This window comes from Paraburkholderia yinzeri (assembly GCF_046581065.1).
In the GTDB taxonomy this organism is placed as follows: Bacteria; Pseudomonadota; Gammaproteobacteria; order Burkholderiales; family Burkholderiaceae; genus Paraburkholderia.
The window spans coordinates 2829087-2856060 of record NZ_JBFOCJ010000001.1; the positions used below are offsets into that span (position 1 = coordinate 2829087).

Here is a 26974-nt window from a genome sequence, read left to right on the forward strand (position 1 = left end):
ATGTCAGATGACTGTCATCGAGCCAGCGCGGCTTTCAAAAGCTTACGCGTGTAAGGATGCACAGGGTCGTCGAAGACTTTGGCGACATCTCCAGCCTCGACGATGGCGCCGCTCTGCATCACCGCCACGCGGTGCGCCATCGCGCCGATCACCTCGAGATCGTGGCTGATGAACACATAGGCCAGGTTGTACTTGCGTTGCAGTTCCGTCAATAGCCGCAACACCTGTTGCTGGATCGAAACGTCGAGCGCGCTGGTCGGTTCGTCGAGGACAATCACGCGCGGCTCCAGCACGAGCGTGCGGGCAATGGCGATACGCTGGCGCTGCCCGCCCGAAAACTCGTGCGGATACCGCTGCAGCGCCGTGCGGTCGAGCCCGACTTCGCGCAGGGTGGCAACAATGCGTTTTCTGCGCGCCTCGCTGCCAAGGTCCGGCCGGTGCAGCGCGAGCCCCTCGCCGACGATGCGCTCGATGGTCTGCCGCGGCGAAAGCGAACTGAACGGATCCTGAAAGACCACCTGCAGGTGCGAGCGCAACGCGAGCTTGTCGCGCCCCTGATAACTCGCGAGCGGCCTGCCCTGGAACTCGACCTGCCCGCTTCTCGTTCGTTGCAGACCCAACATGGCCAGCGCGAGCGTCGATTTTCCCGATCCCGATTCACCGACGATGCCAAGCGTCTCGCCCTGCCGCACCGAAACGCTCGCGTCATCGACGGCGCGAAACCGCCCCTTGCCCCACCAGCCCCGAAATCCCGGCAGCTTCGTCGCGAAATCGACGGCGACGTCCTTCGCCTCCAGCAGCACCGGCGCGAGTGGCAGCACCGGCAGCACGTTGCGCTCGGGACGACTCGCGATCAGCCGTTGCGTATAGGGGTGCTGCGGCGCCTCGAAGATCTGCTCGACGGTCCCGCTCTCCACGAGCCGGCCCTTCTCCATGACCGCGACTCGCTGGGCAAAGCGGCGCACGAGATTCAGGTCGTGCGTGATGAGCAGGACCGACATGCCGCGGCCGGTCTTCTGTCCCGTCTCTTCACGCTGCAGTTCGAGCAGCAGTTCGACGATCTGGCCGCGGATCGTCACGTCGAGCGCCGTGGTGGGCTCGTCGGCAAGCAGGAGGCGCGGCCGGCACGCGAGCGCCATTGCAATCATCACGCGCTGGCGCTGGCCGCCCGAGAGCTGATGCGGATAACTGCCGATACGCCGGCGCGGCTCGGTGATGCCCGTGCGTTCGAGCAGCCCGACCGCGCGCTCGTACGCCTCCTTCTTCGACACGCCATCGTGCATCTGGATCGTTTCGGCAATCTGCTCGCCTATCGTGTAGAGCGGATTGAGCGCCGTCATCGGCTCCTGGAAGATCATCGCGATGTCGTTGCCACGCAAGCCGCGCATCGCGCGCTCGCCCTTCGCGAGCAGATCCTCGCCGTCGAAGCGGATCGCGCCCGACACCTGCGCGTCGCTCAGCAAGCGCAGGATCGCGAGCGCCGTCACGGTCTTGCCCGAGCCCGACTCGCCCACCAGCGCGACGCGCTCGCCGCGCGCGATCGCGAGCGTCACGTCGTCCACGGCGAGCGTCTCGCCGAAGCGCACGGCAAGGCGCTCGACAGCCAGCAACGGCGCCGCGACATTGTCCGTTGGCGCGCTCATTGGTTGCCTCCCGCCTTCATGGCGTCGGAGATGCGCGTATCGAGCGCGTTGCGCAGCGCGTCGCCCATGAACGTGAGCAGCAGCAGCGTCACCACGAGCACGCCGAAAGTCGAAATGGCAATCCACCACGCGTCGAGATTGCCTTTGCCCTCCGACAGCAGTTCGCCAAGGCTCGGCGTGGGCGGCGGCACGCCCAGCCCCAGAAAGTCGAGGCTCGTGAGCGCGAGTATCGCCCCGCTCATGCGGAACGGCAGGAAGGTAATGACGGGCGTAAGGCTGTTGGGCAGAACGTGGCGCCAGATGATCTGCCAGTTCGAGAGGCCCATCGCGCGCGCGGCGAGCACGTAATCCTGATTGCGATTGCGCAGGAACTCGGCGCGCACGTAGTCGGACAGGCCTATCCAGCCGAACAGCGAGAGCAGCACGATCAGGAGAATGAAACCCGGCTCGAAGATCGAGGCGAAGATGATGAGCAAATAGAGCTCCGGCATCGCGCTCCATATCTCGATGAGCCGCTGCCCTATGATGTCGGTCTTGCCGCCGAAGTAGCCCTGCACCGCGCCCGCCAGCACGCCGAATATCGTGCCGATCGCGGTCAGCACGAGCGCGAATTCCACCGACACGCGAAAGCCGTAAAGCAGGCGCGCGAACAGGTCGCGGCCGCTCTGGTCGGTGCCGAGCCAGTTCTGCCGCGACGGCGGCGCCGGGTTCGGCACCTTCGAAAAATAGTTGAGCGTGTCGTAATAGTACGGGTTCGGCGGATAGATCGCGAAGTTGCCCGGCGCGTCGAAGCGATGGCGGATGTACGGATCGAGGTAGTCGGCCGGCGTCGGGAAATCGCCGCCGAAGGTTGTCTCCGGATACGCCTTGAAAAGCGGGAAATACAGATGTCCGTCGTAACGTACGACGAGCGGTTTGTCGTTGCACCAGAGTGGAGCCGCGAGGCTCGCGGCGAACACGACGACAAATACGACCAGGCTCCAGTAGCCGAGCCGCTGCTGTCGAAAGCGCGCCCACACTCGCCGCGCAGGCGTGGGCGATCTGAAAGCCGCAACGGATTCGGTGCGCAGTTCGGGCTCGGCGCCGGCACGGGCTCGGTTCAAATCAGCGCTCCAGTTGTTCGAATTGGATGCGGGGATCGACCCACACGTAGCACAGGTCGGAAATGAGCTTTGTCAGCAGTCCGATCAATGTGAAGAGATAGAGCGTACCGAGCACGACCGGATAATCGCGCCGCACGACCGACTCGTACGAGAGCAGCCCGAGACCGTCGAGCGAAAAGAGCGTTTCGATCAGCAGGCTGCCCGTGAAGAAGGCGCCGATGAAGGCCGCGGGAAAGCCCACCACGAGCGGCAGCAGCGCGTTGCGAAACACATGCTTCCAGAGCACGGTGCGCTCGGAAAGGCCCTTCGCGCGCGCGGTCAGCACGTACTGCTTGCGGATCTCGTCGAGAAACGCGTTCTTCGTGAGCATGGTCGTCACGGCGAAGCTGCCCACCACGGAGGCCGTGACAGGCAGCGTGATATGCCACAGATAATCGAGAATCTTGTGGCCCCAGGAGAACGTGTCCCAGTCGTCGGACGTGAGGTTACGCAGCGGGAAAATCTGCAGGAAGGTGCCGCCGCCGAACAGCACGAGCAGCAGCACGCCCAGCACGAAGCCCGGAATCGCATAGCCGATCAGGACGATCAGGCTCGTCACGAGGTCGAAACGCGAGCCGTTGCGCACCGCTTTGGCGATGCCCAACGGCACCGATATCAGGTAGGTGAGAAAGAAGGTCCAGAGGCCGATGCTGATCGACACGGGCAGCTTGGAGACGATCAGCGACCACACGCTTTGGTGATGGAAATAGCTCTCTCCAAGGTCGAAGCGCGCGAAGCGGCTCAGCATGAGGACGTAGCGCTGCAGCGGCGGCTTGTCGAAGCCGTAGAGCGCTTTCAGTTGCGCGATCTGCTGCGCGTCCACGCCCGTATGCGCGCGCATGCCGAAGGGCATGCCCTGCTCCGCGCCGCGACGCAACTCGCGCACGGCCTGCTCGACGGGGCCGCCCGGCACGAACTGGATCACGACGAAGGTCAGCGTGAGCACGCCGAAGAGCGTCGGGATCATCAACAGCAGGCGTTTGACGATGTAGCTCCACATGGTCTTGAAGTCCGTAAGTTGGGACTGCGTGGCAATATCCCGCCGGCGCGCCTCAATGCTGCGCGCCAGGTTGCGGCTTGAACCACCACGTCGAGAGGATCCAGTCGATCGCGCCATAGTACAGCGGCAGCTTCGCCGGATAAGCCAGCGTGCTGCGGTACGCGACGCGGTGTGTCGAGCTGTACCACTGCGGCACCACATAGTAGCCGTGCATCAACACCCGGTCGAGCGCGTGCGTGGCGTCGAGCAGTTGCTGCAGCGTCTGCGCTTGCGTCAGCGATGTCAGGATCGCGTCGACGGCCGGCGACTTCACGCCGATCAGGTTGCCCGAGCCCGGTTCGTCGGCCGCCTTGCTGCCGAAGCGATCGATTTCTTCCGTGCCCGGCACCTGTACGTCGGGAAAGCGGATCGTCGTCACGTCGAAGTCGAAGGCATCGAGACGCTTCTGATAGAGCGCGAAATCGACCGCCCGGTAGTTCACCTGGATCCCGAGCCGCGCGAGCGCGTGCGTGTACTGTGCCATGATCGGCGCCCACTGCGCGGAGGCGCTCGTGTCGTCGAGCACTTCGAAGACGAAGGGCTGGCCCTGCGCGTTGCGCAGCGCGCCGTTGCGGTAGGTCCAGCCGGCTTGCGCCAGCAGCGTGCGTGCCGCGAGCAGGTTGGCGCGGAGCGAGCTGGGGGGATCCGTATTCGGCTGCAGCGGCGGTGGGCCGAACACCGCGGGGTCGAGCTCCTTGCGCCACGGATCGAGCAGCGCAAGCTCGCCCGGCGACGGCAAGCCCTTCGCCTGGAAGTCCGTATTCGCGAACCAACTGTCGAGCCGCGTGTACTGGCTGTAGAACAGCATCCGGTTGAGCCACTGAAAATCGAGCGCGAGGTCGAGCGCCTCGCGCACGCGCACATCCTGGAACATCGGCTTGCGGACGTTCAGGACGAAGCCCTGCATGCCCGTGCCGTTGTGCTGCGGAAACTCGCGCTTGATCAGCTCGCCGTTGTCGAAGCGCTTGCCCACGTCGCGCCGCACCCAGTTGCGCGCGACCATTTCGACGAGCGCGTCGTATTCTCCCGCCTTGAACGCCTCAAGACGCGCGACGTCATCGGAATAGAGCTTGTAGGTGATGCGCTCGAAGTTGTTCGTGCCGACGCGCACCGGCAGATCCTTGCCCCAGTAGTTCGGGTCGAGCTTGTACGTGATCGTGCGGCCGTTCGAATAACGCTCGATCACGTAGGGCCCGCTGCCGATCGGCTGTTCGAACGCGAGCTGATCGAATGGAATGCGGCTGCCGTCCGGGCGCAATCCCCACTTGTGCGAGAACACCGGCATGCCGCCCGCGATGAACGGCAGCTCGCGGCTGTGGCTGCGGAACTCGAAGCGGATCGTCGCGGGATCGATCACCACCGCACGCGTGATGTCGGTGAAGTAGGCCTGCATCGACGGCGCGGCCTGCGGACTCTTGAGCGTGTCGAGCGAAAACTTGACGTCGGCGGCGGTCACGGGGTCGCCGTTCGAAAAGCGCGCATGCGGATTCAGATGGAACGTCACCGAAAGGCCGTCGGGCGCGATGCGGATGTCGTCGGCGAGCAGTCCATAGGCCGACGCCACCTCGTCCATGCTGCCCGTCGTCAGGCTCTCGAAGAGCATCTCGACGCCGGGCGCCGGGTTGCCGCGCATCGTGAACGGGTTGAATTTGTCGAAGCTCGTCAGGCGGCTCGGATTGGCCAACACCAGCGCACCGCCCTTCGGCGCATCCGGATTCACGTAGTCGAAATGCGTGAAGTTCGCGGGATATTTCGGCTCGCCGTATTGCGCGATCGCGTAGGCGGCGTACACGGACGGCGTCGCCGCCAGCGTCAGCACGCACGCCACGCCGCATCTCACACCCGCCCGCACCCAGGCGCGTGCCCATGCCAGGCGCCGCGCTGCAACCGTGTGTCCGCGCCCCGCGCGCGTTGCCCTGCCAGGCGTGCCTGTCGTCATGGAAAGGGATTTGTCCGGTGAGCCATATCAAGTGTGAGAGAATTCTACCCAAACCGCGCAGCGCCGCCTTGCGGCGCGCGCGACGCACTGATCTGATTAGGAGAATTCATGGGCTTCCTCGCTGGCAAACGCATCCTGCTGACCGGGCTGCTGTCTAACCGTTCGATCGCATATGGCATTGCGCAGGCCTGCAAACGCGAAGGCGCGGAACTGGCATTCACGTATGTCGGCGAGCGGTTCAAGGACCGCATCACCGAATTCGCCACCGAATTCGACAGCAAGCTCGTGTTCCCCTGCGACGTCGCCGACGACGCGCAAATCGAAGCGCTCTTCGCGGATCTCAAGCAGCATTGGGACACGCTAGACGGCCTCGTCCACTCGATCGGCTTCGCGCCGCGCGAAGCCATCGCCGGCGACTTCCTCGAAGGCATGACGCGCGAAAACTTCCGCATCGCGCACGACATCTCGGCCTACAGCTTCCCGGCGCTCGCCAAGGCCGCCCAGCCGATGCTGGCCGACAACGCGTCGCTGCTCACCCTCACCTATCTCGGCGCCGAACGCGCAATTCCGAACTACAACACGATGGGTCTCGCGAAGGCTTCGCTCGAAGCGAGCGTGCGTTACCTCGCGGTCTCGCTCGGCGGCAAGGGCGTACGCGTGAACGGCATCTCGGCCGGCCCGATCAAGACGCTCGCGGCAAGCGGCATCAAGAGCTTCGGCAAGATCCTCGACTTCGTCGAGCAGAACGCGCCGCTGCATCGTAACGTGACGATCGAGCAGGTCGGCAACACGGCCGCGTTCCTGCTTTCCGATCTCTCCGGCGGCGTGACGGCCGAGATCGTGCACGTCGATTCGGGCTTTAGCGCCGTGGTCGGCGGCATGGCCGGCATCGGCGAATAACGCCCCCTCACCGTTCGCGCACCTCGTTGCGCGCGCAACGGCAGACATGAAAAAGCCGCCCCAAGGGCGGCTTTGCTTTTGCAGCGGCGTCAGACGGCGCTGGCTTAGTGCCAGTGGCCACCGCCGTGATTCCATCCACGGCCGCCACCGCCGCCGTGATAGCGGTTCCAGTCACCACGGTTCCAGTAACGACGACCGTCCCAGTAGCGATCGTCGTGCCAGCCGATGTAGATCGCCGGTGCGGCGTAAACCGGAGCCGGCTGATAAACCACCGGCGGAGGCGGCGGTGCATAGACAGGCGCCGGCGCGACATAAACCGGGGCAGGAATGCCGATGTTGACGCCAACGCTCACGCCCGCCATGGCGGCGCTCGATGCGCCAATGGCCAGGCCCCCGACGAGCATTGCAAGAACACGAGCAAACTTCATGGACTCACCTTTTTGCGAATGATTTTGTTGCATGCAATATAGCGTAGGCTTGCGCACAGGATATTTCACGATTGTAATAACTGATGCACAAACCCGCTTCGAGCGCACCCTGGTTACGTCTCGTTACACGGAGCATCGTCGCAGCAGCCCGGCACGCGGCCGACTACGACAGCGCTCCGCAGCATAGCATCGACAGCGCGGCTCGGGTGCCGAGTGTTGCAGCGTTCGCGCGAAAGGCGCGTCACGAACGGCGACTTCAAAGCAGGCGGCACCGCTGCGCGATCCGGACATAAACCGTTCATCGCCAGGGAGTCCTGAGCGTATTGCAATGTCGTCCGCCGTGCGACTGCCAGCTTGCGGGCCGAAAAAACAAAAACCCCGCAAGTCCGTGAACTTGCGGGGTTTCGCCGCCATATACACAAATACTCTGGCGGAGACGGAGGGATCCAGAATCGCCCTGAAAGCCTTTACTGGCAAGGCTTCGAGAAAACGTCCCTTCCCTACCCATACTTCTACCCATACGAAAAAGGACCGGCTTTTTCACTGCCTGGGACGGTCCGATTCCCAGTTTCACCCGGCCGAGAGACGGTTCGAATCCCGCTCAAACAGCCCAGGGATCGATGATGGCTATCTCGCAGTCGGTGAAGTCCTTGACGTTGCGCGTCGCCAGCGCCGCCCCTCTTGATCGCGCACAGGCGGCTATCATCGCGTCGAACTGGCTCATCGGCCTGCCAGCGTTCCTTCGCGCCACGGCAATTGTCGCGTAAACATCTGCGGCATCGCTGTCAAATCCCAATACCCTGCCGGCAAAATCCTCATCAAAGATCGCTTCAACCGCTGTTCGCAGTTCGCGCCTGCGGGAACCGTCCGGCAGGAGACCGACGCCATAGAAAATCTCGGCTCGCGTGATCGCCGTCGTAAAGAGTCCCGCGCGCGACTGGGATGCGAGCCAAGCCATGACTCGATCATCGGGTCGAGGTCGCAACGTCTCGGACAGCACGTTTGTATCCAGGACAATCATGAACCGAGATCCACCCTCTCCACAATCACATCGCGGGGCGGCAGTTCGAGCTCAACCCCGCCGAGCGGCTCAATGCGACTACGAATCGAAGCTACCAGGCTCCGATTCGCAATCGCCAAATCCGTGGAAAGCGCGGCACGCAAAATATCGCGCGCCTCATCCTCCATCGAGTGTCCATGCAATGCCGCCTGAACGCGCAAACGAGCCTTCAGTTGCTCGTCGATGTTCCGGATTGTCATGCTCGCCATAACACCTCCAATCATTGACTGCATTTTAATCAATGACTGCAACAGTTTCAAGTCGCAGCATGCCACGAACATGCAATCATGCCCTAATTAGCTTGAGGCGTGGCGTGGAATCCATAGTGCGAGGCTGGGCGGCCGTTCCGTCGATCTAGGTGAACCGTCCTTCGTGACGTGCGGACAACGAACCATCAGCGTCGAGGACGGCACGCTTTGGCACAACCTGCCGCAGCAAGCCAGGGCGTAATTCGCCACGCCCCCCATCCATGCGACGGGACGCTACGATACCCGGCAAACGCAGTGCGCAGGCGTGAAGGATCGAAGCCGAAGGGCCGTGACGGCATCGCCGGCACGGGGCGCAGCCCCGAGAGCCTGACGGCGCGTTCTGCGCCGTCAGGCACGAATAAAATCGACAAATGCCCGAAATGCCATCGGCAATTGCCTCCGGCCAGAGTAGTAGAGGAAGAACCGGCCCGGCGATGCGCTCCAGTCATCCAGCACAGCGACCAACCGGCCTGCGGCCAGGTCTTCGCGTACCATCGCCTCGTAGACGTAGGCAATGCCCGCATCGTCGAGCGCGGCCCGGACCATCAACGCATCGTCGTCGAACACCAACGGTCCCGAGACTTCGATGTCCAGCGGCCCGCCGTCGGGCTGAAACTCCCAGGCATAGCGATTGCCGCTCGGAAAGCGCCGGCCGATGCAGGCATGGCCGAGCAGTTCGCGTGGTGCGGCGGCACGCCATGCGCCACCAGGTAGGACGGCGCGGCCACGCACACGAAACGCTGCGGCGGCCCGATCGGCACCGCCGCCATGTCGCCGGCCAGGCTCTCGCCGAAGCGGACGCCGGCGTCAAAACCATCGCCCACGATGTCGGCCAGACTGTCGTCGGTCATGACTTCGACATGGACGCGCGGATGCGCCGCCACGAAGCCGGCCAGCATCGGCGCCAGCAGCAGCCGGGCCGCCGGGCGCGGCACGTTCAGGCGCAGCGTGCCGGCCGGTTCGGCCTGCAAGGCGGTCACGTCCACCAGTGCATCGACCACCTCGCGCAAGGCTGGGTCGAGCCGCGCCAATAGGCGCTGGCCGGCCTCGGTCGGCGTAACGCTGCGCGTGGTGCGATGAAGCAGGCGCACACTCAGTCTGACCTGCGGCCGGATTTCTCGAAAGCAGCCGTTCGAACCGGGACCAACGATCTGGTCGGCCCCAATCCACAGGTCCTGCTGTAACTGCTAGCGAGCCCGAGTGCTACGTATCATCGCAGCCAGGATATATCCGGCGATTCGCGGATTCTCCTTGATTCGCCGGGTGCTGTAGCCATACCAGTCATGACCGTATGGCACATAAACGCGGACGTGAAATCCTTGCGCAAGCAAAGCGTCACGCTGCGGTTCGCAGACGCCTAGCAACATCTGAAACTCGAATCGTGAGCGGTCAACTCGCTCGCGTTGCAGCCAACTGATCAACGCATCGATCAATTGTGCGTCGTGCGTTGCAATGCCCACGAACGATCCCGCCCGTATTGCGCTCGATACGTGCCGAACGAAGTGCGCATTGATCGCGGCCCGATCCCTCGATGCACCGTCGACGAGATGCTCGGTTGACCGTTCACTGAGGACAAGTCGCCGTCAGAATGTCCGCGCGACGCGACTAACGAATGACGCTTGTTGGCCGACCGCTGCCCCACGCGGTTGGCTTTGGTCGACCCGTTGGAGACATTACGAACATCACGGAAGACCCGACGGCGCAGTGGCCCGATGCGTACAAGGCCCGAACAGATGCGGCGACAGAAGCAGCAAGGCGTCGATCCGGGCGCGGCGACAGTGGATGTCGATGCGGTGGCCGTCGTCGTCGAAGTCAGTGGCAGTAGAGCATTGGCGACGGGTGTCGGGGAACGCTGATGCGTCACTTTATTGAGGCGCTGACGATAGCGACGCATCCGTTCGGCATGTGCAAAGCGGCCACGACGACTGAGTTTATAGCGTTGGCCAGCCTCGCGCAGGCGGGCGCGGCGCGAGGCCTGTGAGCAGTCGCCACCGCAGTAGATCTGGCCGCGATCGCAACGGCGGCACACGACGACCTGCGCCCGGCAGCGGGCGCACAGAAAGAGGCGGCCAGTGGCCGGCATCGGCGGTCCCCCGTCAATGCCGAAGCGGTATCGACGAGGCGGATCAGCCGTGCCATACTGGCCCGGCACCCGTACCCCGTTGTGCGCGTGTGGGGCTCGACACTGGAATGAACTTGGCGGTTAGGACCGGTGTCGGGCCTGTTTCTTCGGCGGTCAGTTGTAGTCCTTCTTCTACCGCATCCCGATTCCCGCGTCATCCCCCTGCCGAACCGCACATCCCCGGTGCGTCTGCGCTCGCCCTACGGGCTCCCTCCGACGCACCCGAATCTGAGCCTCATGAAACGTCCCAGAGTCGCCGGGCTGAACAGCAATCGCGTCGCACGGCTGTCCGACGCCGCCATCCAATGTCGGATTCCGACCGCCATTCACAAGTGTTCTACGTGGGTCAATATTCGATGCAAATTACTACGCAGGGTGGGTCAGGATTCCGTGCAAATCAACAAGCAGTGCACCGGCCGACCGTATCGGTATCTTTACGCTGCCGAACAGCCTGCGCCTGACGAGATGCGTGGGGTCATGCGGTACGACTGGCACAGCGATAAGCTCGAACGATATGAGGTGCCCTTCGGCGATCAGAACAGCGAGCCGGTTTCCGTACCGCGACGGGCAGCCACGGAGGAAGACGACGGGTGGTTGCTGTGTTGCGTATATCGACGTGTGACACATACCAGCGATGTAGTCGTGCTGAATGCGCGTGATGTTGCTGCCGGGCCGGTCGCAACCGTGCATCTGCCGACGCGCATTCCAGCCGGATTTCATGGTGCCTGGTTGGCGAATGAAAATTGAAGTGGATTGAACTTGGGCGAGTGCGAAGTGGAGAGCGTTCCGACGGACAAATGGCCGTTTGCGAAACGCGATCACTTGAATGTCCGAGCGGCCCTTCGGGCGAAGGTCCTTTCATGGTCGAACTGCGACCGACTATCTGACAGCGAAGGCGTCCCGCAGGAACTTGGCCACCGGCTTTCGCTGGCCGGCCTGATCCCTCCACGCCTGAAGCGCGAGCCCACGCTCGTCGATTTCTCGTCGAACCCCTCCCGAAGAGGAGCACAATCACCTTGCTGCACCGTCAATCACCCCCGTAAGGAGTAGCCATGAGCACCGAAGCTTTGAAGAAACTGTGGGCGGAGTTCGACGATCTCGCATCCAAGAGCGAAAGCGAGGACGTTCAATTTCTGATCAGGGCCATTAAGCTGCACGCGAAAGTAATGGACTCCCGCCTCGCTGCCATTGAGGCGACAGCAAGCGCGTCCACCAAGCATCCAACGAAGTAGCCTTAGGGCTACGCTGAACAAGCAGCTGAATTGGCGGCGTGTTGGCGATGTGGAGGTGTTCAGGTCGTGAAGCCGACCGTCACTCCTTTGCTTTTGGCCCTTGCGGGCATTGCACGCGGGCGTTTTGCCCGCCTTTCGCCCATTACGGGCGCAACTGCGCCATCAATCGCGTGCGCGACAGGTACACGTTGGCGAGCGCCAAAGCGACGAAGGCCCGGTTCGCATTCTTCGCCAACCCGCGGTAGCGCACCTTCGTGAAGCCCCACAGTCGTTTGACCACCGCGAACACATGCTCCACGCGTGCACGGATCCTCGACTTGTGGCGGTTCTTGCCGCGCTGCACCTCATCGACTTCACCCGCGCGACGGGTGCGCTGATTCGTGAAGTCGCGCGCCTTCGGCGCTTTGCTGTGGATCAGCGCTTTCTGGCTGGCGTATGCGCTGTCACCGTAGACCCGCCGCTCCTGTCCGTGCAGCAATTGCGGCAGCGGATGCCTGTCATGCACGTTGGCCGGCGTGAGCACTGCGCTGTGCGCCAGGCCGCTCTGGCTGTCCACGCCGATATGCAGCTTCGCGCCAAAGTACCATTGCTTGCCTTTGCGCGTCTGATGCATCCCGGGGTCGCGCGACTTCTGCTCATTCTTCGTCGAACTCGGCGCACCGATGATCGTGGCGTCCACGATCGTGCCGCTCTTGAGTTTCATGCCGCTCGCCTGCAGCACCCGGCCGACTTCGGCAAACAGCTTCTCGCCCAGTTTGTGGGTTTCGAGAAGACGACGAAATTTGAGCAGCGTGGTGGCATCTGGTGCCGCCTCGCAGCCCAGATCAATTCTCGCAAAGCGACGCAGGCTGGCACTATCGTAAAGCGCCTCTTCACACGCGAAAGAGCAATCGTCAATAGTGGTGTACGGGCGGGACGGCATGATCAGGCGGCCAGCGCTTGAGGAGCCGGTGTGCTTTCAATCACCGGGTTTCCGTCTTTGAACGGAACGCCCTTCAGAAGCTGATCAATTTTCTCGGCGCTGCGAATCTTCCTCCAGGTCTGCCCGGCCGCTTCAATCAGCTTGAACGCCATCGCCAGGAAGGTCGCGCGCGACAGACAGTTGCGCGTGCGGCTCGTGCGATGGCGTACCGTCGCAAACGTCGATTCGATCGGATTCGTGGTCCGCACATGCTGCCAGTGCTCCGCAGGGACATCGTAGAACGTGAGCAGTGCGTCTCGATCCTTCGTGAGCTTCTCGACAGCCTTCGGGTACTTGGCCGCGTACACGTCGACGAACTGATTGAACGCAACAATCGCATCGGCGCGCGTCGCGGCATTCCAGATCTCTGCGAGCGCCGCCTTGGCCTTGCCGTGCTGCGATTTGGGCATCGCGTTGAGGATATTTCCGACCTTATGAAACCAGCAGCGCTGATGTCGCGTTTGCGGGAACACCTCATCGAGTGCCGCCCATAGTCCCATCGCGCCGTCACCAACCGCGAGCAGTGGCGGCGCCTGCAGGCCGCGCGCTTTCAGATCGAGCAGCAGTTCAATCCACGACTGTTTCGACTCGCGGTAACCGTCGCTGAGCGCAACGCGCTCCTTGCCGCCGTCCGGTTTCACGCCGATGATCACGAGCAGGCACTGCCCGTCCGAATCCTCTGTGCGGGCTTGAGTATGGATGCCGTCGGCCCACCAGTAGACCCAGCGCGAGGCGGACAGGTCGCGCTTGTTCCACTTCTCGTACTCTTCTGACCATGCGGCCTTCAGGCGGCTCACGACGCTCGCTGACAGCCCTTTAGCCTGCTCGCCGAGCAGCTCGGACAGTGCGTCGCCCATGTCGCCGGTTGAGACGCCTCGCAGGTACAGCCACGGCAGCGACGATGACACGCGCGGCGACTTGCGCACATAGGGCGGCACGATCGTCGAATTGAACTTGATGCCGGAGCTCGAGCGGTCGCGAACCTTCGGTACCTTGACCGGCACCGGGCCTACCGCCGTGACGATCTCGCGCTCTGGCAGGTAGCCGTTGCGCACGACCGCGCGCCGGCCGTCCATCGTCTTCACATTCGAATATTGCTCGAGCATCGCCGCCAGTTCCGCCTCGATTGCCTGCTGGATGATCCGCCGCGCCCCTTGCTGGATCAGATCGTCCAGGCCGGGTGCGCCCTCAAATTGCGGTTCTGCTGTTTGACTGCTGCTCGTTTCCTGCGTATGTTTCGCCATGGTGGTGGAGTTCGATTGAGGAAGTGTTACCGTGGAAAGCAACATTCTCCATCAATCGCCACCGCCTTCTCCTGCCTCCTCCCTACGCCGCATACACCACTTCCGACGATAACTCATGTCCGGACGTCGGCCTGTGCAGCACCAATGGCACAAATTCGGGAATTCCGGCGTCTACGAGGAAATCGCCACTCGTGACGCAATTTCTGGCGTCACCATCGCACGTCAATCCTCCTGGTCGTGCCGCCCGGCATTGTGCAATTTAAGGGGGGCCCACTATGGCAGCCGTTCGCCCCTGGTTCGTTCACGCAATAACTGGCAATCCTCGCAATGCTCTGCGGTCGGACAGGCGACAAGAGACGAAAATCCGATGTCACGATGGCAGTCAACGCACACGCCATAGCTATGTGAATCGAGGTGCAGGCGTGCCTGAGCAACCGCAGCGAATTCAGACATCAGGTGACGTGTTGTCGCCAGATGCTCATCCAGGACCTGCCGCGCGCGACCTTCTTCCGCTCCAACCGGCGTGGCAAGTTCGGATGACTTAATGCTGTGCTCCATGGATTCGCGCGCAAGGGCCGCTCGAACTTCCGCTTCCTCCCTAGACAGCAAATCACGAAGCCGGCTTTCCTGTTGACGCGTAATCGGCTTCATTGCTGCTCCCCATGAGGATTCCGTATGCGAAGGCTCGTCAGGCTAGATGCAACCGAGGCCGGCGAGATCGAGAATGTGAATCTGCTTGCCGTCCGTGTCTACCAGGCGCTTTCGTCGGAACTCTGAAAACATGCGGCTGACCGTTTCAAGCTTTATCCCGAGATAACAACCGATCTCTTCGCGTGACATTCGCAAATTGAACTCCACCGGCGAGTAACCCCGCGCCTTGAAGCGTATCGAAATGTTGAGCAAGAAGGCCGCAAGACGTTGTTCAGCCGTCATCGTGCCAAGCAGCATCATGAGGGCCGACTCACGAGCAATCTCGCTACTCATCATCCGATGTACATGCTCCTGGATCGCCTTTACATCGCGGCACAGCAGTTCGAGCTGAAGGAATGGAACAATGCGGACACTGCTGTCTTCGAGTGCGACAGCCTCACAATTGTGATGCATCGTAGAGATACCTTCGAACCCCAGTGCGTCGTCGAAGAAATAAAATCCTGTTACCTGCAACGGGCCATCGCGATGCCGGACAACAGTCTTGAACGATCCCGCGCGTATGAAATATATGCTCCGGAACGAATCGTTCTCACGGTATAACGTGGTGCCGTCTTTGACCAGCCGCGTCGAAGACGTGATTGAATTGAGCCGGTCAAGATCGGTGGCCGTCAGGCCACGCGGAACAATCATCGACCGCATCGGATGATCGGGAGCGAATGAAACGGTGTTCGACGCCGGAGGCACACGAGGCCCAACAAGCCACGGATACGTAATTTCAAGCACGACATTCTCCCGCTGGTTCGGTGGCACTTGCGAGGCAGGTCACCGGCTATGCCTTGAAGAGCAGTCAATGTCAGATTGAGCGCTGTTCCTGGCGACTCGGAACGAAGGGCTGCTTTAATCTTCGCCGTGGATCGCGTGTTTCGTTGTCCCGGCGTCAGTCGAAAACCTCGCGCGGCATTGCTCGCTCGGGAACACTCAGCCTCTGTTCGAGAGCACGCCACAGGACGTTCCGTGTGATGTGACAGTAAAAACCGACGGCGTGCACGAAGGATGCGCCGCCCACGCAGATCGTGTCCAGTGCTTTTGGGAAGTAAGGGATGTTGCGCGGGTTATGACGTAAGCCGGGACAAAACTACTGTCTTTCCCGCTGTGTGAGTAGATGCCACTCGCGCCGCCGATGCTTTGCATCCAAAACCACCCCGGCCTTCAGACTGATCGACTGCCGACAACTCGGCGGAGCCCTATTGCCCCGGAAATGATCGTGCCCGTCGAGCACTGGTGAATGTCGCTTTCGGGCGTGGCCCGCCGGCCGGGACGTCTCGCCGAGCCGGCAATGACATGCGTCAATTGAACGACAAGGTGCAGAAGTAGGCTGGCAGTGCCGCTCGAGTGCTGACGGATGCCAATGCGCGCGGAAGCATAGAAGAAGACGGGCGCCGCGCGAACGCCAGCCCGCACGTCGGCACGGCCCACTAACACACCGAGGCAAACTTCTGGCATTTATTTTATTGGCCGCAATCTTTCTTTCATCCACCGGATTCCTCGTCAGCGCTTCGCTAGCGCCGGCGACGGTGCCGGCGATTGTCCCCGCCCATGCTGCCAGAGAAGGGGAAGGCGGGGCGACGGCCCCGCAGCCGCGCCCCGAGTTGCCCGCGATCAGCGCTACGCTCTCTCAGCCAGGATCCTGAGCGGCCCCGCCAACACCGCGGCGAACGAACCCATAAATGGCATGGGTGTAGCCGCCGCACCGCTTCGATGCAGTGACGCCCTATGTGCAATAGCAATCGCAGCGAACGGCAGTTGTCCGATTAAAGACGGCCGTTACGGTCATCCATCTCTGAACGGCAGTTCAGGGTCGCCCCGCGACAGTCGACATGGGTCCGCATTGCGCTCAGCGGACCGATAGCTGGGGGAGGACAGCGGGGAAGTCGCCCTCCAGCTGACGGATGCTCAGTCCGACCGTCTAAGGCAAAGCTGATCAAGTCCACCGCAGAACTGCTCCGAGCGTTATAGATCGGGGTGGATAAGGAAGGCAGAACAGGATGAAGCAGCAGACGTTGGCGATGGCAGCTGATGAAGGTGCGGGTTTCGAGACACACCGCAAGCGAACACGGCGCGATGAGTTTCTCGATACGATGAATGCAATTCTGCCGTGGACTGAGTTGTGCGCGGTGGTCGAGCCGCATTACCCGAAGCGCGGCAATGGCCGCCCGCCGATTGGTCTGGAGCGCATGCTGCGAATCCATTTCATCCAGCACTGGTTCAACCTGGCCGATTTCGCGTGTGAAGAGGCGCTTTACGATAGTGCCAGCCTGCGTCGCTTTGCGAGAATTGATCTGGGCTGCGAGGCGGCACCAGATGCCACCACGCTGCTCAAATTTCGTCGTCTTCTCGAAACCCACAAACTGGGCGAGAAGCTGTTTGCCGAAGTCGGCCGGGTGCTGCAGGCGAGCGGCATGAAACTCAAGAGCGGCACGATCGTGGACGCCACGATCATCGGTGCGCCGAGTTCGACGAAGAATGAGCAGAAGTCGCGCGACCCCGGGATGCATCAGACGCGCAAAGGCAAGCAATGGTACTTTGGCGCGAAGCTGCATATCGGCGTGGACAGCCAGAGCGGCCTGGCGCACAGCGCAGTGCTCACGCCGGCCAACGTGCATGACAGGCATCCGCTGCCGCAATTGCTGCACGGACAGGAGCGGCGGGTCTACGGTGACAGCGCATACGCCAGCCAGAAAGCGCTGATCCACAGCAAAGCGCCGAAGGCGCGCGACTTCACGAATCAGCGCACCCGTCGCGCGGGTGAAGTCGATGAGGTGCAGCGCGGCAAGAACCGCCACAAGTCGAGGATCCGTGCACGCGTGGAGCATGTGTTCGCGGTGGTCAAACGACTGTGGGGCTTCACGAAGGTGCGCTACCGCGGGTTGGCGAAGAATGCGAACCGGGCCTTCGTCGCTTTGGCGCTCGCCAACGTGTACCTGTCGCGCACGCGATTGATGGCGCAGTTGCGCCCGTAATGGGCGAAAGGCGGGCAAAACGCCCGCGTGCAATGCCCGCAAGGGCCAAAAGCAAAGGAGTGACGGTCGGCTTCACGACCTGAACACCTCCACATCGCCAACACGCCGCCAATTCAGCTGCTTGTTCAGCGTAGCCCTAGAGCAATCGTCGTGCCGTTGCCAATGGCGTTACATCATTGCAAAGACCGGGAGTGTCAAAAATCACCAAGCCCATTAAACAGAACGTGCTGACGGAACGTCAGCTAGTACGGCCGTAGGGCACCCAAAAGGGTAAGGACACGGGTGCCGCCTGCGTCCGTCACGTACGGTCATGCGGCTGAAGTGATCGGGTGACCGATCCCCGCTGGCGTTATCAAGCCTGTGGGCGATCAAGTGCCGCGGCATGGGATCGGTAGTACCCAACCCCGCACCGACATCGCAATCATCTGGACCCATTGTCCGTGCTCGGGTGAGGAGCTGACATTCGAACGACACAATCGCCGTAGCAGCGAAAATGGCGCTCCCTGGCCGACTGCGTCCCTCGAGCGAGCGCGACGATCATCTCGGGTACGCGCGTTATGCGAAAGGCATAACGCGACCCACAAGGGACAATCGAGTTTCGCCAGACCGGTCGTCCGCCGGCGTCCTGTGTCACACCGGTTTACAGCCTGCGCGTTCTGACCAGCTTTTCATGTCGTCAATCGAGCACTGGCCATTGCGCCATGCGATATGACCATCTGGCCTCGCGACCCATACAGCACCACTCGCCGGTCGATACGCGGCTGCAAATTCACCCGCCGTATCAGTCAATGTCGTCACGAGTTCTGAGTCCGGCGTGTCGCAGCCCGGTGCCCTCACGAGAATTGCCGATCCAGCGTCACTGGACCACGCAGCGAAAGCTCGCCAGAGTTCACTGAAAGCGCCGGATTGCGGCTCCGTCGCGTCGACGTAACCAATAAGCGCATACCGGCCATGGCCGATAAACTCATGCAGCCGCCTTGCATGTCCGACAAAACGTTGCGATAGACCACCGGCATCCGGAAGCCGGTCGCCCGGTGCAGGTGACGCCGGGTCTGCGTCGGGCCAACCATCGGTGACGATCGGGCTTCCGCGATACGTGACGAACAGTTGTGTTTCGCGCATTGCCGGATTGCTGGCCTGCCGCGCGAGAACGGCATTGAGTGCCGCGCTCGTCGATTTGACGACATCGACGCCGACGGGATGTCGTTCCGCCTGGTAGCTATCCAGCAACTCCGGCGCCGCGAGACCCTTCGCGACATGGGCAAGCTTCCACGCAAGATTGTGAACATCCTGCAGGCCCGTGTTCATGCCCTGACCGCCTACGGGAGGATGAATGTGCGCGGCGTCACCAGCAATAAATACCCGGCCGCGCCCGTAACCCGATGCGATGCGATGGCTTACCCGATAGACCGACGACCATCGCATTGACGACAGTCGCACGCCCTCTGGCAGTGACGGCAACAGCAGACCGCACATCATGTCGAAGTCTGGTGCGTCAATCGCCGCGAGTGAGGACGCCCGGTCTTCTGGCACGATCATCGAGAGCCGGTAGCGTCGCGTCGAGCCACGAACGGGCACGGCTGCCGCACTCGTCTTCGCGTGCTCCGGACCGGCCCTTTCGAACCGGTACATGGGCCCGCGCGACAATGTCCAGTCCACTTCCATGTCGGCGAGCGCAAAGGTCTGCGGATACTGCTCGCCTTCGAACGATAAACCGAGTGCTGAGCGCACCTTGCTGTGGGCTCCATCGCACCCCACGAGCCACTTGCAACGCACGACGTGCGCCTCGCCGTGGGCGTCGGCTAGATACGCCCTGACGCAATCCGTATCGTCCTCGAACCGGTCCAGCACAAGACCATAGTTTACCTGACCACCGTGCTCGGCGAATGCTGCCTCGAGTAGGCGCTCCGTCTCGTACTGCGCGAGCGAGAGTGATCCGTAAGACAGACCATGTTCTGGCAAGCGCATGCTGCGCCCCGGCACCATCGCGCCATCGACCCATGTCTCGACGCCGGTCAGCCATACACCGGCCTCGATTGCGCGATCCACGATACCGAGATCGTCGAAAATTTCGAGCGTCCGTGGCGTAATGCCCAGCGCCTTGCAGAAAAATCCCCTCGCGGGCATCTTGTCAATCACGCCTACGGCGACACGCGCGCGCTGCAATTCGGCGCCGAGCAGCAGGCCGACCGGTCCTGCGCCGATGACCAGCACATCCACGTCTTCCATGCGTTCCTCCTGACGGACCCGTCGCACAGCTTTTGAAGATGCAGAAAAGCATAGTCCGGCACTGTGCGTGTTCGTACAAAAGAGCTCAAAATGCGTAGTTCGCATTAAAACTGACACCGTTGCGATAATAATCGTGTCACCGCCCCCGCGCCGGGCTTCCGACGTGATGCCGTCAATGTGAAGCTGAGACGCGGCAGCGGCCAGCACGTCGCCGCTGCCTACGAACTGCCGGTGTCGACTGCGGATTCAACCGGTCGATGCAACAGATTGATGGAACCGCTGGGCCGGTGTGTCAAAGTTTAGCGTCTTGCGCGGACGCTCGTTGAGACGCCTCGCTACAGCGTCGAGTTGAGCTTGGGAATAGGCAGAGAGGTCAGTGCCTTTCGGGAAGTACTGCCTCAGCAGTCCGTTCATGTTTTCATTCGAGCCGCGTTGCCACGGATTCTGCGGATCGCAGAAATAGACCTGGATTTTGGTTGCCACGGTAAAGCGCTTATGATCAGCCATTTCCGTACCCCTGTCCCAGGTCAGCGATTTATATAGTTCCCGCGGTAACTTGCTGGCGTGTCGTATCAACGCGTTGACCACGGCCCCGGAATCCTTGCCGGCGACTTTTACCAGCATCACGAATCGGCTCTGACGTTCGACGAGGGTTGCAATCTGGCTGGTAGCGTTGCCGAACAGCAAGTCACCTTCCCTGACCGGGTGGCCGGTTTCGCGGACATTTCCCTCGCCCGGATGTCCATGCAGATCAGTCGACGACCCTGCAGGTGCCCCAGGCCGTCCTGAGCAGGACGCCCGCACCCGGCGCACCTTGCCCGGTCGGGCGCGCAAGAAAGGTCACGACGTTTCCGTCCGGGTCCGTAAAAGGCCCGATGTCCACTACCTCGAGCTCGATGGCACCCGCAGTGATACGGGAACCAATGAACGCACTCGTTCGTTCCCGCTGCGCCATGGCACTGGCGAGCGTCAGCCGACGTGGCTTCCCCACGATCCCTGGAGCGTTCATCGATTCTGTCTCTCGTTGCACCGGCATCGTTACATCACGCGACGTTCTCTGCTTGCAGGGGCGTCATTGTAACAACTGCCCGTGTGGCAGACGGTGCGCGTAGCGCGTTGGATAACTGGCGTCCTGCGACAAGTCAGCTGCGCGGCCCGGAGACGACACCGCATACCGCAGCCAGGGACGCCTCCACGCAACCCTGGCGCATCGCGGTGTTTCTCCCCAACGATGCGGGAATGCTGACGGGTATCTTGCCGGCACCCAGGAACACCCCTCTCGATCGGGCACACGGGCGCCGCGGACCGACTACGCGTTGTTGCCCGAACCGCAGCGGCAACGCAGCCGGTCGGACATGCTCACTGCCGTAACCGCTGGTGGCGCCGTTAGCGGCATCCTGCAACCGTCAGCCGGTCCTGCCAGACACGCAGGGACAGCATGCGGCCTCGACGGCGAGATCAGCGCGGAACCCGGCCGCGCAGTAACCGCGGCGCGATCGCGCCTTCCGGGGCGGCGACGTCATGTCCCGCCATTGGCCTGCCGCGCCCCGTAGCCCTGACCGTCCGGACCGAAATCCCACGTCCAGAGACCGCCCGTGGTTACGCGGATGCGATGGCCGCCCTGCGTCGACCAGCGTTCGGTCATCCCGGCGGCATCGTCGCCAGGCACCCCGCTTTCGACGATGATTGCCACCGCATCGAACGGGGTCGTTTCGTTGGCTTCGGTACTGTCGCAAAGGGCCGACCAGGCTTTCATTTCGGTTGTATCCATGGTGTCTCTCCATACCGTTGACGAAGACCCATGTTTACATCGTTTCCGGTGTGAGGCACGTACCGTTATGGATTCCTTTTTATATCTGGCGCGCCTCACCGGCTTCGGTTCAGCGTGCCGAACGCCACCCGCCTCGTCAACGCACGCCACCGCCGCGAACACAGTCGACAACGGATGCCGCATCTATCCTGCGAACGTCATCTGCGAGGCAGGATTGGCTGTCCGACGCACAATCGGCCGGCCGACGCAGCCGTCGTGCACCGCCAGCAGAAGCGGACAGCGCTTTGACCCTGACGGACGTGCCCGTGCTGCGCACCTGCGAACGGCCGGAAGCCGCGCAAACGGTATCGGGAGTGCGGTCTTGCTGTTCCCTGCACGGTATCACGGCGTGCTCGCCGTCAAGGGCTGCGCGCCTGCGGCGCTTGCGGCCACGGCCGGCTTTGCCCCCTGACAGCCTGCGCTGCGCCGTGTTGAAGACGGTCCCGGGCAATTCCGCCCTTTCAACCGGAGATCGTCATGAGCGAGAAATCGTACGTCTCAATCGAACAGCATATCTGCGTGGTCTGTGGCTGCGCCTTCGAGACCGGCAACATCCTGCTGGAGTTGCGAGTGCGGCCCAATCTCGAGCGGTATACGGCGACTGGCTGGGGGCTTTGCCCCGAGCACCAGAAGCTGGCAGACGAGGACTATGTGGCGCTGGTCGAGTGCGACCCGCAACACAGCGGCCTGTCTGCGCACAGCGAGCGCGTGAAACCCGGGCAGGCACACCGGACAGGCCGGGTGGCACATTTGAAGCGTCGGGTGTTCGCCAGAATATTCAGCGGCGTAGCTGAAGAGACACAGCCCTTTGTATTTGTCGAACCCGGTGTCATCGAACTGCTCCAGTCCATGATCGCACCGACCAAGGATTGATGGCGCATCGCAATCAATCCATGCGCCGCCCTTCGGGGCGGCGCACTGTCCTGCGTCGTAACCACGACGCAGCCAGGCCGGTCATACGGCAGCCCGGACCGGTTTATCCACCCCGCGCCGCATAGGCCGGCATGTGTTCGCGACCGGTGCCATCGGCCCAGGCTCCGGCCATCCTGCTCGAGAACGCGTCGATTTCCACAACCTTGTAAGCGGCCGTCGAAGCGTACACGATCGGCACCTCGAATCGCCAGCGTGCGCCGCTCACGACGTGACTGGCCTGCGCAATCGTATCCCGTGGCAGATTGCCCTGTCCGCCATAGACGGTTGATCCTGATCGCGGCGAAGCGCAGTTGTCCGTCTGTCCGGTTGGTTGCCGTTCCGATGAACGACCGGATTCCAGTCTGCCCGGTTCCCACTGTAACGTCGGACAGTGACAGGGACGACACCCCCGGAATCTCCTGCGCATCCGCGATCGTGAAGGCCGGTGCGGACAGCATCAGGATGGCAAATTTCTTCAAGGCTTGACTTCCTTTCTGGATGGCACGGGAACCTGAATTCCCATCGCGCAGCAATGCCCGCGGCTCGCCGCAATGGTCCGGGTTTTACGGTCCCGAACGAAGGCATCGTTGCCTGTAAACCGGCAAACACGACGGTGGCCGCACGGGCCGGACGTCTCCCTGCACTCACGTTCCGGGCCAGGCTTTCGTGCTTCGCACCGGGCCGCCTGGAGCATCCCGGCCCTGACGGGCATCAATCCCTTGACGCCCCCCTTAATCCTGGAAGACCTGGTCAGGTGGAGGCCGCACAGGCGGCCCCCACGATCGCGCTCGCCGCGCGGCGGCTCATCCCGGTCAAACCCGGAGCTTCGCAGCCGCCTGCCCCCTGAGTTCCCGCCCGACACCCGCGACCGTAGCCGATGGCCGCCCGGCGTCAAGGGGCGAGGGACCGTGTTGCCCGCACCCCTCCCTCGCCTTTTTCCTTGACGCCGGGCGGCCATCGGCTCCTTGAGTCGCACGGGCGCGAACTCAGGGGACTGGCTGCAGCACTGCCAGACCCCGGGTTCCACCGGGATGAGCCCAACCCCTACAAGGCGGGCGGAATCTTGGGGCCCGGTCAGCGCAACACCCCTCAACCTTCTTTTGCTGTGGAGAGTGTCATGCAACTCGCTTCCTCCTTCCGTTACGGTTCCCCGATGCTCCGCTCCGATTCGGCGCTGTCGGACGACCAGATCCGCCGCGTCGCCCCGTCGATCTTCGCAGACGGCAAGCACGAAAGCCGCTCCGAACGCTACACTTACATTCCCACCATCGACGTGCTGCGCGGCCTGCGCAACGAAGGCTTCCAGCCGTTCATGGTCTGCCAGACGCGCGTGCGTCACGACGACCGCCGCGAATTCACCAAGCACATGATCCGCATGCGGCACGCCGACGAAATCACCGGCGAAGAAGCCAACGAGATCATCCTGCTCAATTCACACGACGGCACGAGCAGCTATCAGATGCTCGCCGGTGCCTATCGGTTCGTCTGCCAGAACGGCATGGTCGCCGGAGACACCGTGCGCGATATCCGCGTGCCCCACAAAGGCAACATCGTGCAGAACGTCATCAACGGCGCGTTCGATGTGCTCGACGGCTTCGACCTGATCCGCGAGCAGAAGGAAGGCATGAAGGCCGTGACGCTCGACCGCGACGAACAGCACGCGTTCGCCCGCTCCTCGCTCGCGCTGCGCTACGACCCGACCGATACCGAAGCACCCGCCCCCATCACCGAAAGCAGCCTGCTCGCGCCGCGTCGTTTCGAGGACCGCCGCGACGACCTGTGGACCGTGTTTCAAAGGGTCCAGGAAAACCTCACGAAAGGCGGCCTGCATGGACGCTCGCGCAGCGGACGCTCCATGTCCACCCGGCCGATTACCGGCATCGACCAGAACGTGAAGCTCAATCGCGCGCTGTGGATGCTCGCTGAATCCATGCGCCAGTTGAAAGCATAACCCGCACCGGGCGGCGTCAACCGCCGCCCACCTTTTTTCAGGACTCCTTTCCGGGTCAGGTCCTGAACAACTCCGCCGTACCGACCCGGATCTTTTTTCCAACCTTCTGGAGTCAGTCATGCGAGCGAAAGTACAAACCATCACGGCAGACACCGGCACAACCGCCTCGCCGCTCGAAACCAGTTTCGGCAATGAACAACCAGTCGTCACCGTGCCGTATTCCACCCTGCGCCCGTCGCCGCTCAATGTCCGCACGAAACCCCTGTCGGGCATCGATGCTCTCGCCGCCAGCATCCGCGCCAAGGGCCTGCTGCAAAACCTCATCGTGCACGAAATGAAGGGCTCGCGCAGCAAGCGGCAGAACTACGGCGTATGCGGGGGCCGTCGACGCGAGGCCGCGCTCGACCTGCTGTTCAAACAGAAGCACATCACCGCCGACTACCCGGTTCCCGTGCGCGTCGTCAGTGAAGGCGAAGCCCTCGCCATTTCTCTGATCGAGAACAGCGAACGCGAAGAACTCGACCCGTTCGACGTGCTGCGCGCGTACCGGATGCTCGCAGAGGAAGGGCGTAGCGTCGATTACATCGCGGCGCTGTTCTCCGCTTCACCGCTTACCGTCAGGCGGCGCATGAAACTCGCCAACGTGTCATCCAAACTGCTTGCGCTGCTGCGCGAGGACGCCATCACGCTTGACCAGCTTGCGGCCCTCGCACTCGCGGACGACCATGAAACGCAGGAACGCATATGGCTCGACTCGAACGACTGGCAGCGCCAGCCTAACTATCTGCGGCAGGCCATCACGCGCGCCGAAATCGACGTGAGCCGCAGCCGCCTGGTGCGCTTCGTCGGCCTCGCCGCGTATGAGGCGGCGGGCGGATACGTGAGGCGCGACCTGTTCAGCGACGATGAAAACGCCGGGTACATTGCCGACGCCGAACTGTTGCAGCACCTCGTCGCGCAGAAGCTCAACGCCGCCGCAGAGGAAGTGCGCGCCGAGGGCTGGGGCTGGATCGAGACGCGCGTCGAGCGCGACTTTCTGGAACTGAACCGCTACGGCAGACTGCGCCCGGTGCAACGTCCCTACATCGACGACGAGCAGCAGCAGATGGACGCCCTCACCGCGCAGCAGGACGAACTCGCGGAAAAGCTCGAAGCCCTCCCGGAGGACGACGAAAACGCCTACGAGGAAGCCGACCGGCTCAACGAGGAAATCGAGCGCGTCAACGCCGCGCTCATTGCCCTTGAAAGCGTCGCGCTTGTATGGGACGAACACCAGATGGCCGAGGCGGGCGCATTCGTGATCGTCGGGCAGCAGGGCGAACTCATCATCGAGCGCGGACTCGTGCGGCGCGAGAACGCCAGCGCGCTCGAAGCAGCGGGCGCAGACGTGACCGGCACGCCGGAAGCCGAAGCAGACGAAACGGTATCGGCAAAGGCACCGAAAATCCGGCCCGTTCACAACGCGAAACTCTGCCAGCGCCTGACCGCGCACCGTACCGCCGCCGTTCATGCGGAACTGATCGCACAGCCCGCCGTTGCACTCGCCGCGCTGCTGCGTCACCTGGCGCCGAAGGCGCTGCCCGAACACTTCGGTCACACATCCCTGCCTGACTTCCTCGCCCTCACCGGTAACAGCAACCACGACAGCCTGATGAGCGCGGCCGACCTGGAAGGCGGCCCCGCGTGGAGCGCCATCGTGGCACAACGCGCACGCTGGACAGCGGAACTGCCCGCGAAACGGGCCGACCTCCTGCCCTGGCTGATCGAACAGGACCCCGGCACGACCCTGCTCGATCTGCTCGCCTTCTGCACCGGCACCCTGCTCGACGGCCTCGCGGCAGAAGAAAAGCCGCACCCGATCAACGCGCTCGCCAGCGCGCTGAACCTCGACATGACCCGGTACTGGCAACCTACCCGCGCCACGTATTTTGACCATGTCAGCAAGGCGCGCATCGCCGAAGTCGTCGCCGCCGCCGTCTCACCCAAAGCCGCCGCCGACCTCGAAAAGATGAAAAAGGCCGACGCGGCGGCTGCCGCTGAACTGCGCCTCGCGACCGTCACCTGGGTGCCGGAAATCTTCACGGACCGGGAGATTCCCGCCGCTGCCTCATGGGGAGGGCGGTACAGCGACGATGAGGACGACGACAGCGACGGCGTGGACCGCGATCACGCCGATTCCGCAGGCAGCCCCAAAGCGACTGAAGGCGACGGTTCTGAGACTGAACCCGGTGCGGACGGCGACACCAGCCACGGCAACGGACTGGAACACGTCAACGATACGCCGCCTGATGTACCTGACGCGCCGGGCACGCGTGCCACCGCCAGCGGGCCGTCACCGTGGCCCTTCCCGACCGCTGACAGCGTAGGGAGCGCGGGCGCCGCGCCGTCCGGCCCGCTCGCTGCCTGACGCGAACCCGCCGGACCACCATCGTCCCGCCACAGG

20 protein-coding genes and 3 pseudogenes are annotated in these 26974 nt (G+C 62.8%); 7 read left to right on the plus strand and 16 right to left on the minus strand.

Annotated features, from left to right (window positions below):
- Nucleotides 1-14: 14 nt before the first annotated feature.
- From WJ542_RS13515 to WJ542_RS13530, 4 genes are read right to left on the minus strand one after another with little or no spacing between them, the layout of a single operon-like run.
- Nucleotides 15-1643, minus strand: a complete 1629-nt coding sequence (locus WJ542_RS13515) for an ABC transporter ATP-binding protein (RefSeq protein ID WP_411189763.1) — start codon at nt 1641-1643, stop codon at nt 15-17.
- The gene (locus WJ542_RS13520) at nt 1640-2746 is read right to left on the minus strand and encodes an ABC transporter permease (RefSeq protein WP_411189764.1); all 1107 of its coding nucleotides are present in this window, start codon (nt 2744-2746) and stop codon (nt 1640-1642) included. Before WJ542_RS13520 ends, WJ542_RS13515 begins: the two co-directional genes overlap by 4 nt.
- 1 nt (nt 2747) lies before the next feature.
- A complete protein-coding gene (locus tag WJ542_RS13525; protein ID WP_411189765.1) occupies nt 2748-3785 on the minus strand; it encodes a microcin C ABC transporter permease YejB in 1038 nt (345 codons plus the stop codon).
- Between the two features lie 52 nt (nt 3786-3837).
- A complete protein-coding gene (locus WJ542_RS13530; RefSeq protein ID WP_411189766.1) occupies nt 3838-5763 on the minus strand; it encodes an extracellular solute-binding protein in 1926 nt (641 codons plus the stop codon).
- Between the two features lie 108 nt (nt 5764-5871).
- Here WJ542_RS13530 and fabI point away from each other — a divergent pair, with 108 nt between their 5' ends.
- Nucleotides 5872-6663, plus strand: coding sequence for an enoyl-ACP reductase FabI (fabI, locus tag WJ542_RS13535; RefSeq protein WP_411189767.1), 792 nt, complete (start codon nt 5872-5874; stop codon nt 6661-6663).
- Between the two features lie 104 nt (nt 6664-6767).
- Here fabI and WJ542_RS13540 read toward each other — a convergent pair whose 3' ends face one another.
- The 5 genes and pseudogenes from WJ542_RS13540 to WJ542_RS13560 all read right to left on the minus strand — a co-directional run bounded on the left by WJ542_RS13540 (nt 6768) and on the right by WJ542_RS13560 (nt 9859).
- Nucleotides 6768-7091 (minus strand): hypothetical protein, encoded by a 324-nt coding sequence (locus tag WJ542_RS13540; RefSeq protein WP_411190561.1) that lies wholly within the window; start codon nt 7089-7091, stop codon nt 6768-6770.
- A gap of 601 nt (nt 7092-7692) precedes the next feature.
- On the minus strand, nt 7693-8112 hold the full coding sequence (locus tag WJ542_RS13545) for a type II toxin-antitoxin system VapC family toxin (protein ID WP_411189768.1): 420 nt from the start codon (nt 8110-8112) through the stop codon (nt 7693-7695).
- Nucleotides 8109-8360 (minus strand): FitA-like ribbon-helix-helix domain-containing protein, encoded by a 252-nt coding sequence (locus WJ542_RS13550; protein WP_411190562.1) that lies wholly within the window; start codon nt 8358-8360, stop codon nt 8109-8111. Before WJ542_RS13550 ends, WJ542_RS13545 begins: the two co-directional genes overlap by 4 nt.
- Nucleotides 8361-8747: 387 nt before the next feature.
- Nucleotides 8748-9490, minus strand: a pseudogene (locus WJ542_RS13555) (LysR substrate-binding domain-containing protein).
- Between the two features lie 96 nt (nt 9491-9586).
- Nucleotides 9587-9859 (minus strand): proline dehydrogenase family protein, encoded by a 273-nt coding sequence (locus tag WJ542_RS13560; protein WP_411189769.1) that lies wholly within the window; start codon nt 9857-9859, stop codon nt 9587-9589.
- 899 nt (nt 9860-10758) lie between these two features.
- On the opposite strand from WJ542_RS13560, the gene WJ542_RS13565 reads away from it, so the two are divergent.
- Both WJ542_RS13565 and WJ542_RS13570 read left to right on the plus strand, forming a co-directional pair.
- On the plus strand, nt 10759-11268 hold the full coding sequence (locus WJ542_RS13565) for a carotenoid oxygenase family protein (protein WP_411189770.1): 510 nt from the start codon (nt 10759-10761) through the stop codon (nt 11266-11268).
- Between the two features lie 305 nt (nt 11269-11573).
- A complete protein-coding gene (locus WJ542_RS13570; protein ID WP_411189771.1) occupies nt 11574-11753 on the plus strand; it encodes a hypothetical protein in 180 nt (59 codons plus the stop codon).
- Between the two features lie 142 nt (nt 11754-11895).
- Here the strand turns inward: WJ542_RS13570 and WJ542_RS13575 are convergent.
- From WJ542_RS13575 to WJ542_RS13590, 4 genes and pseudogenes are all read right to left on the minus strand, one after another.
- Nucleotides 11896-12633: pseudogene (locus WJ542_RS13575) on the minus strand (IS5 family transposase); the annotation flags it as partial.
- Between the two features lie 44 nt (nt 12634-12677).
- Nucleotides 12678-13958, minus strand: a complete 1281-nt coding sequence (locus tag WJ542_RS13580; RefSeq protein WP_411188333.1) for an IS256 family transposase — start codon at nt 13956-13958, stop codon at nt 12678-12680.
- Nucleotides 13959-14231: 273 nt separating this feature from the next.
- The gene (locus WJ542_RS13585; protein ID WP_411189772.1) at nt 14232-14609 is read right to left on the minus strand and encodes a TraR/DksA family transcriptional regulator; all 378 of its coding nucleotides are present in this window, start codon (nt 14607-14609) and stop codon (nt 14232-14234) included.
- Nucleotides 14610-14651: 42 nt separating this feature from the next.
- Nucleotides 14652-15392 (minus strand): helix-turn-helix domain-containing protein, encoded by a 741-nt coding sequence (locus WJ542_RS13590; protein ID WP_411189773.1) that lies wholly within the window; start codon nt 15390-15392, stop codon nt 14652-14654.
- 1262 nt (nt 15393-16654) lie between these two features.
- Between WJ542_RS13590 and WJ542_RS13595 the strand changes: the two genes are divergently transcribed.
- A complete protein-coding gene (locus WJ542_RS13595) occupies nt 16655-17629 on the plus strand; it encodes an IS5 family transposase (protein WP_411189774.1) in 975 nt (324 codons plus the stop codon).
- A 630-nt stretch (nt 17630-18259) separates the two neighbouring features.
- Here WJ542_RS13595 and WJ542_RS13600 read toward each other — a convergent pair.
- The 3 genes and pseudogenes from WJ542_RS13600 to WJ542_RS13610 all read right to left on the minus strand — a co-directional run bounded on the left by WJ542_RS13600 (nt 18260) and on the right by WJ542_RS13610 (nt 21629).
- Nucleotides 18260-19858: an FAD-dependent monooxygenase gene (locus WJ542_RS13600; RefSeq protein WP_411189775.1), complete on the minus strand. Its 1599-nt coding sequence runs from the start codon at nt 19856-19858 to the stop codon at nt 18260-18262.
- Between the two features lie 246 nt (nt 19859-20104).
- Nucleotides 20105-20659 (minus strand): annotated as a pseudogene (locus WJ542_RS13605) (IS30 family transposase); the annotation flags it as partial.
- Nucleotides 20660-21377: 718 nt separating this feature from the next.
- The gene (locus WJ542_RS13610) at nt 21378-21629 is read right to left on the minus strand and encodes a hypothetical protein (protein ID WP_411189776.1); all 252 of its coding nucleotides are present in this window, start codon (nt 21627-21629) and stop codon (nt 21378-21380) included.
- Nucleotides 21630-22145: 516 nt separating this feature from the next.
- On the opposite strand from WJ542_RS13610, the gene WJ542_RS13615 reads away from it, so the two are divergent.
- From WJ542_RS13615 to WJ542_RS13625, 3 genes are all read left to right on the plus strand, one after another.
- Entirely contained in the window at nt 22146-22541 is a 396-nt protein-coding gene (locus WJ542_RS13615; protein ID WP_411189777.1) for an ATPase, read from the plus strand.
- Nucleotides 22542-23697: 1156 nt separating this feature from the next.
- A complete protein-coding gene (locus WJ542_RS13620) occupies nt 23698-24531 on the plus strand; it encodes a DUF932 domain-containing protein (protein WP_411190564.1) in 834 nt (277 codons plus the stop codon).
- 118 nt (nt 24532-24649) lie between these two features.
- Complete coding sequence (locus tag WJ542_RS13625) at nt 24650-26938, plus strand: ParB N-terminal domain-containing protein (RefSeq protein WP_411189778.1); 2289 nt, start codon at nt 24650-24652, stop codon at nt 26936-26938.
- Nucleotides 26939-26974 lie beyond the last annotated feature (36 nt).